Origin of the sequence: Candidatus Cryosericum hinesii, from assembly GCF_003570985.1 — a bacterium.
Lineage (GTDB): Bacteria > Caldisericota > Caldisericia > Cryosericales > Cryosericaceae > Cryosericum > Cryosericum hinesii.
The window spans coordinates 15,993-32,252 of the sequence record NZ_QXIW01000036.1; the positions used below are offsets into that span (position 1 = coordinate 15,993).

General features: G+C 54.0%; 16 protein-coding genes. 8 read left to right on the top strand and 8 right to left on the bottom strand.

Features of this window, described 5'->3' with window-relative positions:
* Positions 1 to 1,301, bottom strand: a 1,301-nt coding sequence (locus tag SMC3_RS09650; protein ID WP_207799737.1) for an HAD-IC family P-type ATPase, incomplete at its 3' end; no start/stop codon positions are given.
* Between the two features lie 717 nt (positions 1,302 to 2,018).
* On the opposite strand from SMC3_RS09650, the gene SMC3_RS08815 reads away from it, so the two are divergent.
* From SMC3_RS08815 to SMC3_RS08840, 6 genes are all read left to right on the top strand, one after another.
* Entirely contained in the window at positions 2,019 to 2,762 is a 744-nt protein-coding gene (locus SMC3_RS08815) for a transcriptional regulator (protein ID WP_165846708.1), read from the top strand.
* A gap of 148 nt (positions 2,763 to 2,910) precedes the next feature.
* A complete protein-coding gene (locus SMC3_RS08820) occupies positions 2,911 to 4,188 on the top strand; it encodes a serine dehydratase subunit alpha family protein (protein WP_119088176.1) in 1,278 nt (425 codons plus the stop codon).
* Between the two features lie 71 nt (positions 4,189 to 4,259).
* Positions 4,260 to 4,640: a RidA family protein gene (locus SMC3_RS08825; protein ID WP_119088188.1), complete on the top strand. Its 381-nt coding sequence runs from the start codon at positions 4,260 to 4,262 to the stop codon at positions 4,638 to 4,640.
* A 72-nt stretch (positions 4,641 to 4,712) separates the two neighbouring features.
* Positions 4,713 to 5,162, top strand: coding sequence for an OsmC family protein (locus SMC3_RS08830; RefSeq protein ID WP_119088177.1), 450 nt, complete (start codon positions 4,713 to 4,715; stop codon positions 5,160 to 5,162).
* A gap of 147 nt (positions 5,163 to 5,309) precedes the next feature.
* Positions 5,310 to 7,019: a peptide ABC transporter substrate-binding protein gene (locus SMC3_RS08835; RefSeq protein WP_119090075.1), complete on the top strand. Its 1,710-nt coding sequence runs from the start codon at positions 5,310 to 5,312 to the stop codon at positions 7,017 to 7,019.
* Between the two features lie 251 nt (positions 7,020 to 7,270).
* Positions 7,271 to 8,977: a peptide ABC transporter substrate-binding protein gene (locus SMC3_RS08840; RefSeq protein ID WP_119090076.1), complete on the top strand. Its 1,707-nt coding sequence runs from the start codon at positions 7,271 to 7,273 to the stop codon at positions 8,975 to 8,977.
* 130 nt (positions 8,978 to 9,107) lie between these two features.
* On the opposite strand, the gene SMC3_RS08845 is transcribed toward SMC3_RS08840, so the two are convergent.
* Both SMC3_RS08845 and SMC3_RS08850 read right to left on the bottom strand, forming a co-directional pair.
* Positions 9,108 to 9,530 carry a hypothetical protein gene (locus SMC3_RS08845; protein WP_119088179.1) on the bottom strand — a complete coding sequence of 141 codons (423 nt, stop codon included), beginning with the start codon at positions 9,528 to 9,530 and terminating at the stop codon, positions 9,108 to 9,110.
* Between the two features lie 23 nt (positions 9,531 to 9,553).
* Entirely contained in the window at positions 9,554 to 9,982 is a 429-nt protein-coding gene (locus tag SMC3_RS08850; RefSeq protein WP_119088180.1) for a hypothetical protein, read from the bottom strand.
* 341 nt (positions 9,983 to 10,323) lie between these two features.
* On the opposite strand from SMC3_RS08850, the gene SMC3_RS08855 reads away from it, so the two are divergent.
* Positions 10,324 to 11,550 carry a glycerol-3-phosphate acyltransferase gene (locus SMC3_RS08855; RefSeq protein ID WP_165846709.1) on the top strand — a complete coding sequence of 409 codons (1,227 nt, stop codon included), beginning with the start codon at positions 10,324 to 10,326 and terminating at the stop codon, positions 11,548 to 11,550.
* Here the strand turns inward: SMC3_RS08855 and SMC3_RS08860 are convergent.
* The 4 genes from SMC3_RS08860 to SMC3_RS08875 all read right to left on the bottom strand — a co-directional run bounded on the left by SMC3_RS08860 (position 11,547) and on the right by SMC3_RS08875 (position 14,399).
* A complete protein-coding gene (locus tag SMC3_RS08860) occupies positions 11,547 to 12,263 on the bottom strand; it encodes a glycosyltransferase family 2 protein (RefSeq protein WP_119088182.1) in 717 nt (238 codons plus the stop codon). The two genes, SMC3_RS08855 and SMC3_RS08860, sit on opposite strands and share 4 nt — an antisense overlap.
* Positions 12,264 to 12,412: 149 nt before the next feature.
* Positions 12,413 to 12,874, bottom strand: a complete 462-nt coding sequence (locus tag SMC3_RS08865; protein ID WP_165846710.1) for an EVE domain-containing protein — start codon at positions 12,872 to 12,874, stop codon at positions 12,413 to 12,415.
* Between the two features lie 112 nt (positions 12,875 to 12,986).
* Positions 12,987 to 13,454, bottom strand: a complete 468-nt coding sequence (locus tag SMC3_RS08870) for a hypothetical protein (protein WP_119088184.1) — start codon at positions 13,452 to 13,454, stop codon at positions 12,987 to 12,989.
* Positions 13,455 to 13,643: 189 nt separating this feature from the next.
* Positions 13,644 to 14,399 (bottom strand): SIMPL domain-containing protein, encoded by a 756-nt coding sequence (locus SMC3_RS08875; RefSeq protein ID WP_119088185.1) that lies wholly within the window; start codon positions 14,397 to 14,399, stop codon positions 13,644 to 13,646.
* 289 nt (positions 14,400 to 14,688) lie between these two features.
* Here SMC3_RS08875 and SMC3_RS09475 point away from each other — a divergent pair, with 289 nt between their 5' ends.
* A complete protein-coding gene (locus tag SMC3_RS09475; protein WP_165846711.1) occupies positions 14,689 to 15,099 on the top strand; it encodes a plastocyanin/azurin family copper-binding protein in 411 nt (136 codons plus the stop codon).
* Here SMC3_RS09475 and SMC3_RS08885 read toward each other — a convergent pair.
* Entirely contained in the window at positions 15,086 to 16,225 is a 1,140-nt protein-coding gene (locus SMC3_RS08885) for an isochorismatase family protein (RefSeq protein WP_165846712.1), read from the bottom strand. The two genes, SMC3_RS09475 and SMC3_RS08885, sit on opposite strands and share 14 nt — an antisense overlap.
* Between the last annotated feature and the right edge of the window lie 35 nt (positions 16,226 to 16,260).

A 16,260-nucleotide genomic window follows, 5' to 3' on the forward strand; every position in this document is an offset into this window, starting at 1 on the left:
GTCACGGCAACGGACATGCGCTTGCGCGTGAAGTCAAACGGGATCTCGTCCACTTTGTGGTACTTTGCCTCCTCGACAAGTTCACGGGCCTTGTCAAGGTGAGCCAGAATGGCAACGTCCATGAGGTTCTTCAGGCCGGTCTGATAGTAGCTGTTGAGAAATCCCATGTCCAGGATATGACCATCCTCGTTTCCCAGGACATTCACATATTTTTCCAGCTCGACGCGACCTTGCGTAATGGTGCCCGTCTTGTCGGTACACAGGACATCCATGGCCCCGAAGTTCTGAATGGCGTTCAGGCGCTTGACGATGACCTTCTTGCGCGACATGTCGACGGCACCCTTGCTCATGTTGACCGTGACGATCATTGGGAGCATTTCGGGGGTCAGCCCCACGGCAACAGCCAGGCCAAACAGAAAGGCGTCCATCCAGTTGTGTCGCATCAAGCCGTTGATGAGAAACACGGTAGGTGCCATGACGAGCATCAGCTTGATCATCAGCCAGGTGAAGTTGTTGATACCCTTGTCAAAGCTGGTCATCTCACGATGACCGACGATGCTGCTGGCGAGGGACCCGAAGTAGGTCTCCTTGCCTGTCTGCACGACAACCGCCGTTGCAGAGCCCGTTTCGACGTTCGTGCCCAGGAAGCACAGATTCGGCATACTCAGCACGTCCGTCTGGGAGGGATCCACAACGTCGACGTTCTTCTCGGCAGGCATGGATTCTCCGGTGAGGGCTGCCTGGCTCACGAACAGGTCCTTGGCGGTGACGAGGCGCACGTCGGCGGGCACCATGTCCCCTGCCGACAGGGAGACCAGGTCGCCGGGGACGATGTCCTTGAGAGGAACTTCTTTCGTGTCGCCGTTCCGGATGACCGTCGCTGTCGTCGTGACCATCTTCTGAAGTTCCGCGGCGGCGTTGTCTGATCGCTGTTCCTGGAAGAAGCGCAGAGCGGCGCCAAGGATGACCATGAGAAGGATCAGATAGACGCCGGGACCGCCACCGGTGACGGCGGTGATGATTGCCAGGACGATCAGCAGGATGGACAGCGGGTTCGACAAAATGGTGATCAGTCGTTTGAGCGGCGAAACGCGCTTTTCGCGCGCGATCTCGTTGGGGCCATGCTGGACCAGACGATCTTCAACCACCCGGTCCGTGAGTCCAGTGGGGCTTGTGCCAAGCTGCTTCATCACGGCGTCTGCATCCATGGAGGCAAAAGACGCGAGAAGCTTCGACATCTGAGCCGGGACCTCGTCGCGCTTGCGTTTTGTGACTTCAGTTGGGGTAATGGGAGTGCTCACGGCACTGACCTCCAGCAAAGGAATGATAGAACAGGAAACATACTTGTTTGGCCGCCGGTCAGGCAAGCAGACCACTGGCAGGCGCGAGGGATGATTGTGTCACGCTATAAAGAAGACCAGCAGAATCAGCTGCTCGGACGTCGCAGGGTACTATGTCGCTCCGATCCACTGTCTGGGTCCACGATCACCTCTGTTGTTCGCTCCGAAGTTGTTGTTCTTTGCGCAGTGTACGCGGGCGCAGCATCTTGTCAAGCGGACGTGTTGCCTCATCTCTTTTCTACTCCAAATATCATCGTTGCCTCAGAAGTAAACCTGCTCTAACCAGATGACTGAGGAGGAACAATGGAAGAAAATGTACGTGTTGTAGCAGGACTGAGGTTCAGCCTGTGCTGGCATCTTAGAAAACAATTGTTACATTCTTGGTGTAGATTCTATTGCAATTTTGCATTTTCCCTGTATATGTACATTGTAAATAGAGTTCAATGCCAGTTGTTTGTTGTAAGAAACGTACGGATTGTTGGTGTTCCACAGCGCTCATGTTCACGGCTCGGCATGCTCCGCAGACTAAGCTGAATGCAAACACCTGTTGGGGTTACAGGGAAAGCAATGTAGTACAATAAGAACAATTATTACATTTTTGGCGCAAATACTATTGCAATTTTTTCCTGTATGGATATACAGTACGAAGAGACGTCAAAGTCAGTTGAGGAGGCATTGATGAGCAAACTCGTGGACAAGAAGCACAGAACTGCCAAGACCGTCTCGATGCAGGCTAGTGCAGGCGTGCCTTGTGATAGAGGCATTCTGAAGGCACTGGAGCCCGTCGTAGATGGTCTGGCACAGTACTTTGGAAAGCACTTCGAAGTTGTCCTTCATACGACCGAGGACTTGTTGCATTCAGTCATCAAGATCGAGAATGGGAGCGTGACCGGAAGAACAGTTGGTGCGCCTATGACGGACTATGGCATCGAGATCCTCAAGCGTGCAGAGACTAGCAATGATAGTGTGTTTGATAGCTATCTGACCACGACCAGCGACGGTCGAACGCTCAGGTCGTTCTCTGCCGTCATCAGAAACGATCTGGGAAAGCCAATCGGCCTTCTATGCTTCAACATGGATATGTCCGCACCACTCATAGATTACCTGGAGACTGCTTCTTCCAAGGATACTCAATCCCGGCCGCTTCCGGGTGAGACGTTTCCCTCCAGTGCCTCAGACCTTGTTCGCGCGAGTCTTAACAGGGCTCTTAGTAGAGTGGAGGGTCAGCACAGTATGTCCTCTACGAAGAGAAACAGGCTCATTGTGGCAGAACTCTATGGGATGGGGGTCTTTGACATTAAGGATGCCACTCATCTTGTTGCACACGAGATGGGAGTCTCTGTCTACACGGTTTACAACTACGTGCGGGAGGCTCGTTTTCTCAGAAACCAGGACGACATGTCACACGTCGGTGAACAGTAAGGACGGATAGACATTGACCCTGAGACGGGCACCACCCGGATTCAAACCTTGATGATGCCAGGATTGCTCTCAATTCTTTACAAGTGGTCCCTGTCGAAAATTTCCCAAGTAATTTGTCAGTGAATTGTACAAAGAGGGAGCAAGAATAATGAGTCACTTTGATTATCTCGGTCTATTGGAAAAAGAACTGGTCATTGCGGTTGGCTGCACAGAACCCATCGCTGTTGCCTATGCAGCAGCTGTGGCCAAAAGTCAGATTCCGGATGAACCCATTAAAGGAATAGTTGTCCGGGCCAGCCAGGGGATTATCAAAAATGCAATGGCAGTCAGTATTCCGGGCGCCGATGATCCCGGCTTGATTTTGGCTGCTACACTGGGTGCTTTGTGCGGGAATGCCGATCTGCATCTGGAGGTTCTGCGAGACGTCAGCCAGGCCTGCATCGACGAAGCAAAACTACATGCCCATGAGTGGACCAAGGTTTATGTCGCTGAAAACACAACGGATTTGTATATCGAAGTGCTGGTCACAACAACAACGCGTTCGGCAAAAGTCATTATCGCCGATCGGCACGATTTGATCATACGGATTGAAGTGGATGATCAGGTTGTTTTTGACCGCGAGCACATTTCTGAAGAAAAGATGCCGGATCTGACGGATGAATTTACCTTGAACGATCTGTTTGACTTTGTTGATCAGGTTCCGATAGACCGATTAGGTTTGATTGAACTCAGTATCAAACTGAACCGGGCTATTTCAATTGAGGGGTTGCAAAAAGGCTATGGGTTGCAGGTCGGCAAGATCATTTATAGTGGCGATATCGACAATCCTGGTAAAGCAATGAGCCAGATCACAAATTATGCTGTGGCGTTGGCTGCCTCGGGTTCAGATGCCCGTATGGCTGGCGTCATGCTTCCGGTCATGAGTAATTCGGGAAGCGGAAATCAGGGTATTTGTTGCACTGTTCCAGTCGTCGCGGTTGCAGAAAAACTGGATCTGCCATACGAACGTCTGGTCAGGGCAGTGTTGCTCAGCAATTTGGTTACCATTTTCATCAAACGCAGTTTCGGCAGGCTCTCGGCCATGTGCGGCGTCATTGCAGCATCAACCGGCGCAAGCTGTGGAGTCGCCTATTTAATGGACGGCAAACCCAGGCAGATTCGTGCCGCAATCCAGAACATGCTCGGCACCGTAACCGGCATGTTGTGCGACGGAGCAAAATCCGGCTGCGCCATGAAAGTTGCCACCGGCGTATTTGCAGCTATGCAGTCAGCCATCCTCGCCATTGAAGGCATGAGCATTTCCCCAATCGAGGGAATCGTGGAAGACGAAGCTGAAAATACCATTATGAATCTGGGGCGGCTTGCCAAAGAAGGCATGCCGAATATGAATGATGTTTTGTTAGATATCATGTTGAATAAACGTTGATCCATGAATCTGTCAAGATCTTGGATCAGGAGCATTTTGAATTCAGCCAGAAATTTATGGAGGAGAACACGATGAATCGAAAAGTAATTCAGACACTGACGGCGCCCGCAGCAATCGGCCCCTATTCACAGGCCATTCAGGCAGGTAACCTGTTGTTTCTATCCGGCCAGTTGCCGATGGATCCGGCAACCGGTGACCTGAATGTCAAATCCATTGGCGATGCAGTTGATCAGTGCTTGCGAAATATCCAGGCCATTCTGAAACAATCTGGCTGTACGCTGGCGAATATTGTCAAGACGACTGTTTTTCTGACTGATATGGCCGATTTTAATGCTTTCAACGAACAATACAGCCGATATTTTCCCGATTCAGCACCAGCACGGTCTTGCATCCAGGTTGCCGCCTTGCCGCGCGAAAGCCCGCTTGAGATTGAGGTGATCGCCATGATATGAATACCAGCCCAGGCACCAGGTTCAGGAGACGAGATATTCTCTCCCGTCTCAAGCAGAAATGGAGGCGTCAACATGGCAAAGACGACATACAAGTCTATTTCGCGTAAGCTCCCCGGGGGTCTTGCTGTCGAAAGCGAGTCCCGCGGTTTCAAGGTGATCATGGATGAGCCCAACTCTCTCGGCGGAACCGACACAGGCATGAACCCGGTCGAGGCTCTGTTGGCCGCTCTCGGTTCGTGTCAGTGTATCGCCGCGGCAGAGTCTGCCAAATCTCAGGGCATCGATCTCAAGGAATTCTGGGTCGAGCTCGAAGGAGATCTGGGCATCGACGGGTTATCCAGGAGTGATCCACGTGTGCGTTCCGGCTACCAGGAAATCCGGTTTACCATGCACATCAAGACGGATGCGTCCCAGGATAAGGTCGAAGCATTTCAAAAGTTGATCGAAAGCTGCTGCCCAGTCGGCGACTCACTTGGAAAAGGCGTTACCATCAAGCCCGCAACCATCGTTATCGAAAGGTAGTCGCCTGTCCTATCACAGATAGCATGTTTGCAGGATATCGTGATCGTTGCACTGACAAGATTTTACTGCGTTTTCCTAGTGTATTGTGTTATTACTTCGGTAGCCACAAGGTGCGACAAATCGTATTTGGAACAGGGAGGTTGGTGTATGAAGAAAGCACTGTCACTTGTCTTGGTAGCTGTATTTCTGATCTCGTTGTTTGGTGGACTGTCTGTTATACCGTCAGCAAAGGCAGTTGCCCAGGAGGTAACGTACAACCTGGGGGCTGAGCCCGCTACGATCGATCCGGCTCTTACGATCGATCTGGTGTCACGCAACATCGCGCTGCAGGTCTTTGAGGGGTTGACGCGTATCGACAACAAGAATACGCCGCAGCCTGCAATCGCGAAGAGCTGGACAATCTCCAAGGATCGGAAGACGTATCTGTTTACGCTTCGCGATGCGTACTGGACAAACGGGACGCCCGTCACGGCGTATGATTTTGAGTATGCTTGGAAACGCTCTCTCAGTCCCGAACTGGCTGCTTCCTACGCCTACCACCTGTATTATGTCTATGGCGGTGAAGCGTTCAATACGTCCATCAAGGTCGGCACCAAGTACTATGCTCAGGCTGTCGACGCCAAAGGCAATCCTCTTACGAAGAAAGTAGGGGACAAGGACGTCCCCGTTCCGAACATGGCGAAAGAGATCAATCCAAGCAAGAACGTCGGCGTCAAAGCACTGAATGCCAAAACGCTCAAGGTCTATCTCCAGTCGCCCACCGCATACTTCCTCGCGTTGACGGCTCTCCCTGAGATGATGCCAGTCTGCAAGGCTGTTGTCAGCACGAATGACAAGTGGGCCGCCGATCTGACGAACAACTACGTCACCGATGGACCGTTCAAGCTCACACAGTGGTCGCACAACGACAAGATGGTCTTCGTCAAGAACCCGACATACTGGGACAAGAACACTGTCAAGCTCACCAAGATCACCTACCTCATGGTCGAGGATGAATCCACTGCTCTGTCCATGTACCAGAGCGGTCAGCTGGACGCCGCTGTCAGCGTACCCATCTCAGAGCTGCCCAAGCTGGTTGCCTCAGGCGATGCGCAAATCCTTCCGGAACTTGCGTCATACTACTATCAGTTCAATGTCACCAAGAAGCCGTTCAACGACGTCCGTGTTCGCAAAGCCTTGACGCTCGCGATCAATCGCACGGCCATCACTGCCTCCCTCACCAAGGGCGAACAGCCTCCCGCGATGGCCCTTGTTCCCTATGGCATGCCAGACGTGCTCCCTGGCAGTGATTTCCGCAAAGTGGGTGGTTCGTACTTCAAGGACAACGATATCGCGACTGCAAAGGCTCTGCTGGCTCAGGCCGGGTATCCGAATGGCAAGGGATTCCCTACCTTCACACTGGGCTTCATCACTTCCGACGCACGCAGAACCATCGCTGAAGCGATCCAGCAGATGTGGAAGAAGAACCTTGGCATCACCTGCACCCTCAAGAACGAGGAGAGGGGCGTCTATTTGAATGACTGGGCGAGCATCAACTATGACGTCATGTGGACGGGCAATAATGCCGACTACATGGATCCCAACACGTTCCTGGAGGTGTTTGTAACAGGTGGCGGACAGAACAACACTGGCTGGAGCAACAAGTCTTACGATGCTCTCATTGCAAAAGCCAAGGTGACCACCGACCCGAAGGCGCGCATGGCAACGTTGCATGCCGCAGAGAAGATCATCATGACCGATATGCCCATTCTTCCGATCTATTTCTACACAAACCCGGTGCTCCTGAGCAAGCACATCAAGAATTTCTACGAGTCGCCGCTGGGAACTATCGACTGGAAGAACGCTTACATGGGGTAGCTTTCAGAAACCTCGTGACGGCGGTACAGACGATCTAGGCAAGAAAAGAAACAGGGGTGATCCGAACGTACGCCCTGGCTTGCAGGAAGTTCGGATCACCATGCACATCAAGACGGATGCGTCCCAGGATAAGGTCGAAGCATTTCAATAGTTGATCGAAAGCTAAGACTTTACTGCGTTTCCGGGTGTATTGTCACCATTTTGTAGCCACAAGATGCGACAAATCGTATTTGGAAAAGGGAGGTTGGTGTATGAAGAAAGCACTGTCACTTGTCTTGGTACTTGTTTTTGTGGTCTCACTGTTTGGTGGAGTGTTTGTTATACCGTCAGCAAAGGCAGTTGCCCAGGAGGTAACATACAACCTGGGGACTGAGCCCGCTACAATCGATCCAGCCGTCTCGGTTGATGTGTCGTCAGCCAACATCGAGTTGCAGGTCTTTGAGGGGTTGACGCGTATCGACAACAAGAATATGCCACAGCCCGCAATCGCAAAGAGCTGGACGATTTCCAAGGACCACAAGACCTACATCTTTACGCTTCGTGATGCATACTGGACGAATGGAACGCCTGTCACCGCGTACGATTTTGAGTATGCATGGAAGCGTGCACTGAGCCCGGATCTGGCGTCAGAGTACGCCTATCAACTGTATTATGTCTCTGGTGGTGAAGCGTTCAATACGTCCATCAAGGTCGGCACCAAGTACTATGCTCAGACTGTCGACGCCAAAGGCAATCCTCTCACAAAGAAAGTGGGAGGCAAGGACGTCCCCGTTCCGAACATGAAGAAGGAGATCGATCCCAGCAAGAACGTCGGCGTCAAGGCATTGACTGCCAAGACGCTCAAGGTCTACCTTCAGTCTCCGACCCCGTATTTCCTCGGCCTGACAGCGTTTCCGACTCTGATGCCGGTCTGCAAGGCTGTTGTCAGCAAGAATGACAAGTGGGCTGTCGATCTGACAAACTATGTCACCGATGGACCGTTCAAGCTCACGCAGTGGTCACACAACGACAAGATGGTCTTTGTCAAGAACCCGACCTATTGGGACAGGGACAAGGTCAAGCTCACCAAGATCACCTACCTTATGGTCGAGGATGAGTCGACTGCGCTCTCGATGTATCAGAGTGGTCAGCTGGACGCCGCGGTCAACGTACCTCTCCCAGACTTGCCCAAGCAGGTTGCCTCAGGCGATGCAAAGATCCTCCCATCCCTGGGGACATACTACTATCAGTTCAATGTCACGAAGAGACCGTTCAACGATGCCCGCGTTCGTAAGGCGTTGGCGTTGGCCATCGACCGCAAGGGCATTACGCAGTCCATCCTTAAGGGCGGACAGACTCCTGCGCTGGCCCTTGTCCCCTACGGCATTGCAGACGCCCTGCCTGGGACCGATTTCCGCACTGTGGGTGGTTCATACTATAAGGACAACGACATTGCAACGGCGAAGTCGTTGCTTGCTCAGGCCGGCTATCCGAATGGTAAGGGGTTTCCTGCCTTCACACTGCTTTTCATTGCCTCCAATGCACGAAAGTCCATTTGTGAGGCGATCCAGCAGATGTGGAAGAAGAATCTTGGTATTACGTGCGCCGTCAGGAGCGAGGAGAGAGGCGTTTACCTGGATGACCGGACAAACCTTAATTACGACATTATGTGGACGGGATGGACCGGTGACTACATGGATCCCAACACGTTCCTGGACGTGTGGGTCACGGGTGGCGGACAGAACTGTACCGGTTACAGCAACAAGTCCTATGATGCTCTCATCGCAAAGGCCAAGGCCACTGTCAATCCGACAGCGCGCATGGCGACACTGCATGCCGCAGAGAAGATTCTCATGACGGACATGCCCATTCTTCCAATCTACTTCTACACAAACCCGGTGCTCCTGAGCAAGCACGTCAAGAACTTCTACCAGTCGACGCTGGGATTTGTCGACTGGAAGAACGCTTACATGGGGTAGCTGTCAGAAACCTCGTGACGGCTGTACAGACGATCTAGGCAAGAAAAGAAGCAGGGGCGGCTCTCTACGGGGGGCCGCCTTGTGCGTACGAAGTTTCGCCTCGGTTTTGCGACCGGGACCGCTGTCAGCGCTACTTACCTCCAGCGTGGGGTGCCAGGACAGATAGAAGCACGATGAGTTTTGCTTCGACGATGGCCGTCAAGATGAGTGCGACGAGAGCCACGTTAAGGGAACGCCACCGATCACGTCGGTAGGTGATGAGGACGAGGGTAGCGAACAGTACAGTCTGAGCGATGAGGAACATCTCGACGAGCCACAGTGGACCGCGCCATGGCAGTGCGCCCGTATCGCGCACCCATACAAACAGCGCATACAGTCCTATGCCAAGAACGCCATTTATGCTCGAGACGAGGAGGGCCTTGCCAAAGGTCCGCTGGTTGCTATGGCACCACAGTGACGCCAGCCATAGCGTAGTCGCCATCAGCAAGACGTCCGTCACGCGCGCGGGAACGGACATCAACCAGGTATCGGAGAGCAGCCAGGAGAGCAGCATGGAGACGTTCCCGGGACTGCCCGCTACTTCCTGAAGAGGCTCATCAGCATTGAGACGATGATGAACAGAAACCAGATGACGACGCCGACCAGCGCTGCCCTGTTCTGTGCTGGGGTCCGCCTGGCACCTTGGCGCTGCCCTGGCCAGTATGAAGCCTGGTTCGCCTTGTTCTGACCATCAACAGATTGCCCGGCAGTCCGCTGAGCCATCGAGGCGTTCAACGCCTGCAGGAACGTCGGAGGCGTCGTCGCGCCCTCCTGGTACGTCTGGCTGGCGCTGGGGCGCATGTCGTTAGGATCGGCCTGGTTCGGCGTGATCTTGTGCGCCAGCATGAACTGGATCTCCTCATTGGTCCGCGGTGGCGCGGCATAGTCGACAACCGCGCTATAGTTGTCCGCTCGGTCACGGTCATATCTCGAATAGATCGGCCCTTTCTCTTTGTTGAGTTCCACAGCTGTCATCTCCTTTATCACGCCGCTTCGTTGACGCCAAAACAAATCCGCTCTCTTATTCTAGCACGTTGTGGACTCCTCGTCACGTCCGTATCGACCCATCCAGAATGTACATCACATCTCCCACGAGCTTCCTGGATGGGTCGAGTGCTTCCACGTATTCTTGGGATTTGCGATATATTCTATAGTAAATTCGCAACATGTGTCGAGGTTTGCAGCGGGGAAGTCAGAATGGCAAAAGAAAGAACCTGTTGAGAAGGTTGGACGAAATTGCAGAACGAAGGCGCAGTACATGTTTACATCACGTATAGCGCCAAGAAGACTGTGCAATGCGAGGTGAAATGGAGAATACCGTACTCCTGTATCTTCTTCCCATAGCAATAGGATATCTTCTCGGATCCGTTCTGCCGGGCTATCTCCTGCCGCTCTGGATGAAGAACGTTGATATACGAACGCTTGGAGATGGCAATCCTGGCACGATAAACGTCAAGAGATCAATCGGGCTTTCTCTTGCGCTTGTGATCGCAGCCTATGACCTTACCAAGGGACTTATATCGATGCTTATCGCATATAGATTATTCAACGCACCTGCATATATTGTCGCTCTTTCCGGTTTTGCGGCCATCCTGGGGCACAAATTCCCCTTCTATCTCAAGTTCAGGGGTGGAAGAGGGATCGCTACCACGGTGGGCATTTTCATCTTTCTTCTAGCCGAAGTAACGGCAGAATCTATGCCCGTCCATGACGTCATTGCCGCTCTCTGCTACATGGGGGTATATGCGATCCTGATGATGGCCGCTACTCACGATGACGATTTCCTGGCAGTCACGCTGCTGCCGATAGCCGGAGGAATCCTGGCGTTCTATGTCCGTTCGTTCAGTGAGCTGGCACTTGTTATTGCTTTGATAGGGATGATCTCATACGAGGGTTCAAAGAATCTGAGACACAAGATGTTTGTCCTGGCAAAGGATAGACGTACTCTCTGGAGGATCTTTGCTCGCTCCCTCGCCATGCTCGTGATCTTCCTCGGTCTCTTCATCAGCAAGGAGGCCGTGTTGCTGGTCGTTGGGAGTCTCCTGTTCCTCTTCTTCGCGATCGATGTTCTCAGAATGACAATTCCCAGATTGGAAACGGTGCTTCACGGAGAGGTCCTGAAGGATGTGAAGTTGCTGCAGGAACAGGAAAAAGGGACAATCTCGTCCTATACCATATTCTTGCTTGGCGTCTTTCTTTCTCTCCTGTTGTTCCGCCCACCTGTCACCTATGCAACGCTCGGTTTCTTGTCCATAGGCGGCATGACTGCAAGAATTGTCGATATAAACTACGGGAAGACACGCCTTTTCAAGAAGAGCAAGACCACACTTCAGGCATCGCTGGCCTTTCTTGGTGTATGTCTCAGTGTTGCGTATTTCCTGTGGATAGCGAAGATCTTGTCTCTGTGGATCGGACTCATTGGGGCTTGCGTTGCCACGCTGGCCGAGATATTCCCTTCGCAGCTCGATGATGACCTGAGTGTTCCGGTCGTTTCGGGCGCCATCATGGAATTTGTTCTCAGGCTTATCACCTAACGAATAGCCGTGTATCTGGCTGATTGCTTCTTGCTGTACGGAAGACTTGCCAGATAGATCCAGTTGAAGAGCTGTCCGATCCATCCGTTCTTTTGGAATCTTCTTGTCGAGGAAAAGACGCTTCTGGTTCTCAAGTAGAAATGCCTGGAGGTGTGGCTGCACGCTTGAAGCATCTTCGTGTCTTCTCCAAATGTCAGCGTCTCGTCATATCGCCGGTCCTTCAGCAGATCCCGGCGAATGCATTGGATGGATCGCGTCGTGTGCGTGAGATAGTTGGCCAGGTTGAAGAAACGATACCACCCCCTGGCGAGTCTCGAATCGGGCGTGGGAAGGAGTGAAACCATGCCGGTTCCCAGATTCTTGCCAGCATTGGCCTCAAGGAAACGATCCAGTTCCTGGAAAAAAGTTGTTCCAGGATAGGTATCAGCATCAAGCATGATTACCCAGTCACTCAGCTGGGAAATCAGATCAATCCCCTTGTTCTTTGCCCTGGAGACGCCGGGTTCCGCTATACGAACAGCCTTGAACGATGCCGGCGCGCATTCTCTTATGATGTCGTTTGTCCTGTCGGTGGAGCCGTTCTCTACGACAATGACTTCGAACTTGTCTGGTGGATAGTCAATGTTCTTGAGGGAGACGAGTGCTTTGCCGACGTAGGCCTTTTCATTGTGAGCAGGGATGATCACCGAAAAAAAGAGAAACCCTTCGTCCATTTTCATCTCCTTTCTTGAGGCGAAGCATAATCACAAGGGCCAAATAGGACAGCATATGGCCGGCAGGAACCAACCAGCGGAGAGCATCATCCAACCAGATCTCTGTCGGTCGGGGCGGGCCATGCTGTTATCTTAGGCTGTGGGCGTCCCTACCGCTTCGCAGCGCGCCAGAGCGTGGCGACCCGTTCCTCTTCTTCGGAAGTCAGCTTGTAGTTGGTGAGGTGCGGCGACTGGACGACATGCATGTTCCACAGCACCGCGTCCTCCAACAAGTCCGCCCGTGTCAGGCATCCTTCGTCGGGCGTCAGACGGACGTCGTCGAGGGTGATGTCGACCGAAGGAATTGTCGGGCCCGGCTGATGCCTCACCCACGATTTCTTGCCCTCGTCCGGAATGACGCGAGCTTCTGTCGTCAGAATCCCGTGCGCGACAATGCCACCGGTCCCCGGATGGTTGCCCTCCAGGCGCCAGATGTACACCTCATCGTCCGGGTAGATCTCTTCCGCGGCGCGCTTCTGCCGTACATGCCACGAGATCTCGGCATAGTTGCGAAGATAATTATCGAAGGCGGGAAAGTCCTTGGGACTTCCCTGAAACAGCCAAGTCGGCATATCGTACCTCCCATGTCTGTGTCTGGTAGTACTGTACGTCATCGCCCACATTCATCAAGAGAGGAGCCGGGACCCTGTCAGCATGGTTGACAGACTGACTCTCCAGGAGTCGCTACAGGTCGCGCACCCTCCGTGCCTCCCATACCTGGTCCAGGCGCGCGTCTTCGACCGCGGTCAACTTGTAGTTGACCACGCTGGGTATGCTGATGGCCTGCAGGTTCCGCAGGATAGCGTCCTGTATGATCTCCATCCTGAGCAGGCAACCGGCGCGGGGGGTAAGGCGGATGTCGTCCAGCCTGATGAGGACGGTAGGGATGGAGATGTCGGGCTTCTTGCGCAGCCAGGTGACGAAGTTGCTGTCGGCGCGTACGACAGCTGGGCCGGACAGGAACCCATGGGCCACGATTCCTCCCGTTCCAGGGGAACCGCCATCCGAGCGCCAGACGTAGACGGGGTCGCCCAGGTGCATCTCGGGAATCAGTAGTTGCTGGTGGACATACCACCGGATGTCACGGTGCGCCTGCAAGTACGTGTTGATGTCAAAGTCCCTCGGGTTGCCCCGAAACAACCATGTCGCCATAAGCTACCTCCTGACAGCTCCTTCTGTTGCACAGTCTATGCCGTGAAGTGTTCTGTGCAAGACAAGAAAGTCTGTCCTGCGACAGGTACTGGTCTGACTTGTTATGGGTTTATGCATCCGGCAGGCCGGTTCATAGCCAAAACCCCCGCACGAGGCGGGGGTTCTCTTCAGGAAGGTATACTGCAGATTCTAGAACAGGTAGATGACACTGACACTCATCTCGACGTCCAGGGTCCCGGCTTCGACAGGGGCTGGCGCGCTGGCCTGCGCAACCGCTGTGTCGGCAGCTTTGAACATTGGGTACGGAGTATAGGTATTCTCGTTCACGTTGACCGTCTGGACGGACAGGATGGTCTTGCCAGCTGCCTTGGCGACGACGTTCGCTGTCTTGCGGGCACTGGCCATGGCGAGGCTGAGGGCGGCGAGCTTGGTCTGTTCTAGGGTTGCATCGTCGACTTCAAAGGAGATGCCGCTGACCGTGTTGGCGCCATTGTCAGCGATGAGGCTAACGGTCTTGCCGGCGTCGTTGATGTTGCGGACGGTGACCGTCATGGTGTGGTTCATGTCGTAGCCGTCGAGGACGTTCTTCCCGGTCGTCTTGTTCCACACATACCTGGGCTGAAGGCTGTATCCGGTGGTCTGGATGTCTTCTTCCTTGATGCCAGAGGCCTTGACGGCAGCCGTGATCTTGCTCATGGTGGCATCGTTCTCAGTCTGCGCGGCACTCGCCGTAGCTGCGCTGGTAAGGACGCCGAAGTCAATGCGCGCGATGGTGGGTTTGACCGTGATCTTGCCAGTGCCAGTGACGCTGACTGTCGGAACGGTCGTCGTCGTGTCAGCCATGACGGGCTGTCTGGCGCCGAGGGCCGGCGAGAAGGCAATGATGGCAGCAATGGCTATGATGGCAATGGACTGCAGTGCAACAAATGCAAATCTCTTCTTCATGGCATACCTCCTGTGTTACGCTATCAGAATGTGCGCCTGCTCGTTCGGCAAGTCGCGTTTCATGTTCACTGCTAGGACGGTCGGTATGCCCGGAAAGTTCCCGGGATCCGTGACGCTTGAGACTCAGAAGTTCCCGGTCTCGCATGTTGAGCAAGCGCCGTCAGCAAAACTATTCATGCCGTACGTTCTTGGACGTAGTCGGTGTACCGAGTATACTGCATACAGATTCCTTGAGGACACGATTGATTCTTGCGTGGCACGAAGGTTCGTGGTTCAAAGGAGGTACCTCATGCTGCATAAACGAAGCATGTTCGCTCTCATCCCATTGGTTATACTCGTCGCGTTCTTTGCCGGCTGTGCCGCCAAGACGACACCGACCCCCACGCCTAGCCCCTCAACGGGCGGCAACGCCATCACCATCACCGTCACGGCAGCAGGAATGGCATTTGACACTAACTCTATTCTTGTGTCTGCGGGCGCACATGTCACGATCACCTTCCAGAACAACGACAACGGCATCCCACACAATATGGCATTCTACACGTCAGCGGCGGCGACAACCATCATCTACCAAGGAGCAAGGACGACGGGTGTGTCGACTGTCACCTACACGTTCGATGCGCCGACAACACCAGGAACTTGCTTCTTCCGATGTGATGTGCACCCGACAACGATGACGGGGAGTTTCATCGTCCAGTAGGAGGCGAGATTGCAGGCTGGCGCAACGCCTGCGCTGACTGAAAGTCCACGTCGGCTGCAGCCTGCAGCTGCACGATGCCGTGGCTCAACTTCTCATTCCATTCGTCGATGACGTCGCGAGCTTTGGCATCGTAGTTGCTGTGGGCGTCCTTCACCAGCACGACGTCATACCCCAGTTCGTGCGCACCGTTGCAGGTGGCCTGGACACAGCCGTGGGTCACGAGGCCTGCGACGACGACATGGTGCACGTGCAGGGCATCCAGCTCCGCCTTGAGCGTCGTGTCCTCGAACGCGTTACCGTGGTGCTTATGGATGAAGTGGTCGGTGGGGAGTGGCGTCAGGGCGGGATGCAATTTCCAGCCGTCTGTCTCCTCCACCAGCTCCTTGTCATTGGAATGCTGGACATAGAAAACCGGGATCTTCGCTGCACGAGCCTTGTCCACGAGGAGCCGGATATTTGCGAGCATCTTCTCGGCCTCGTAGATGGGAGTAGTCTTCTCGAACAGATCCCTCTGGACATCGATGATCAGCAGGGCAGTCCCGCCTGGGTTCTTCGGTGCCTTCGTTCTCACGCGTTTGCTCGTGCCCGCGGCCGCACGATGTACTGGTTTCGCTGCCGGCGTCTCACCGGACCAGACCTTCGTCCCCCTGCGGATGCCTGTCAGGGCCCATCGGTAGTGATCACCGGCACATGAGTCGACGTAAGAAGCCAGTGTGTTGATACCGATCCAGGCGTAGCGCCCGGGCGTGAACAGCTCCTCCTCAGACAGTGATGCGACCACCTCCAGCATGTGTTTGTGCGATGCGTCCAGCTGGCTCCTGACGTCGTCCAGCGCTGTGTCCCGGCACCGTTCATAGATGGCCTGGTTCAGCGCAGGCAACTGACTCCAGTTGTACCCCTCGGCTGGGACGGCTGGCGTCTCGCCGCGCAGTTCCGCCTCATACCAGTCCATCAACATCTTCTGCCATTCCAACAGGTGTGCCAGGATATCCTTGATGGACCAGGTGCCGATGACTTCCGGCCGGACCATCTCCTCCGGTGTGAGCGATGCAAACTGCCGCTCCAGTGCCTCGTACTTCTTCTGAGCCTCATCCAGCAGTTGCTGTTTGTTGATCGGTTTTGGCATCGCTGCCTCCTTGCACATTGCTTTGTGTATCTGTC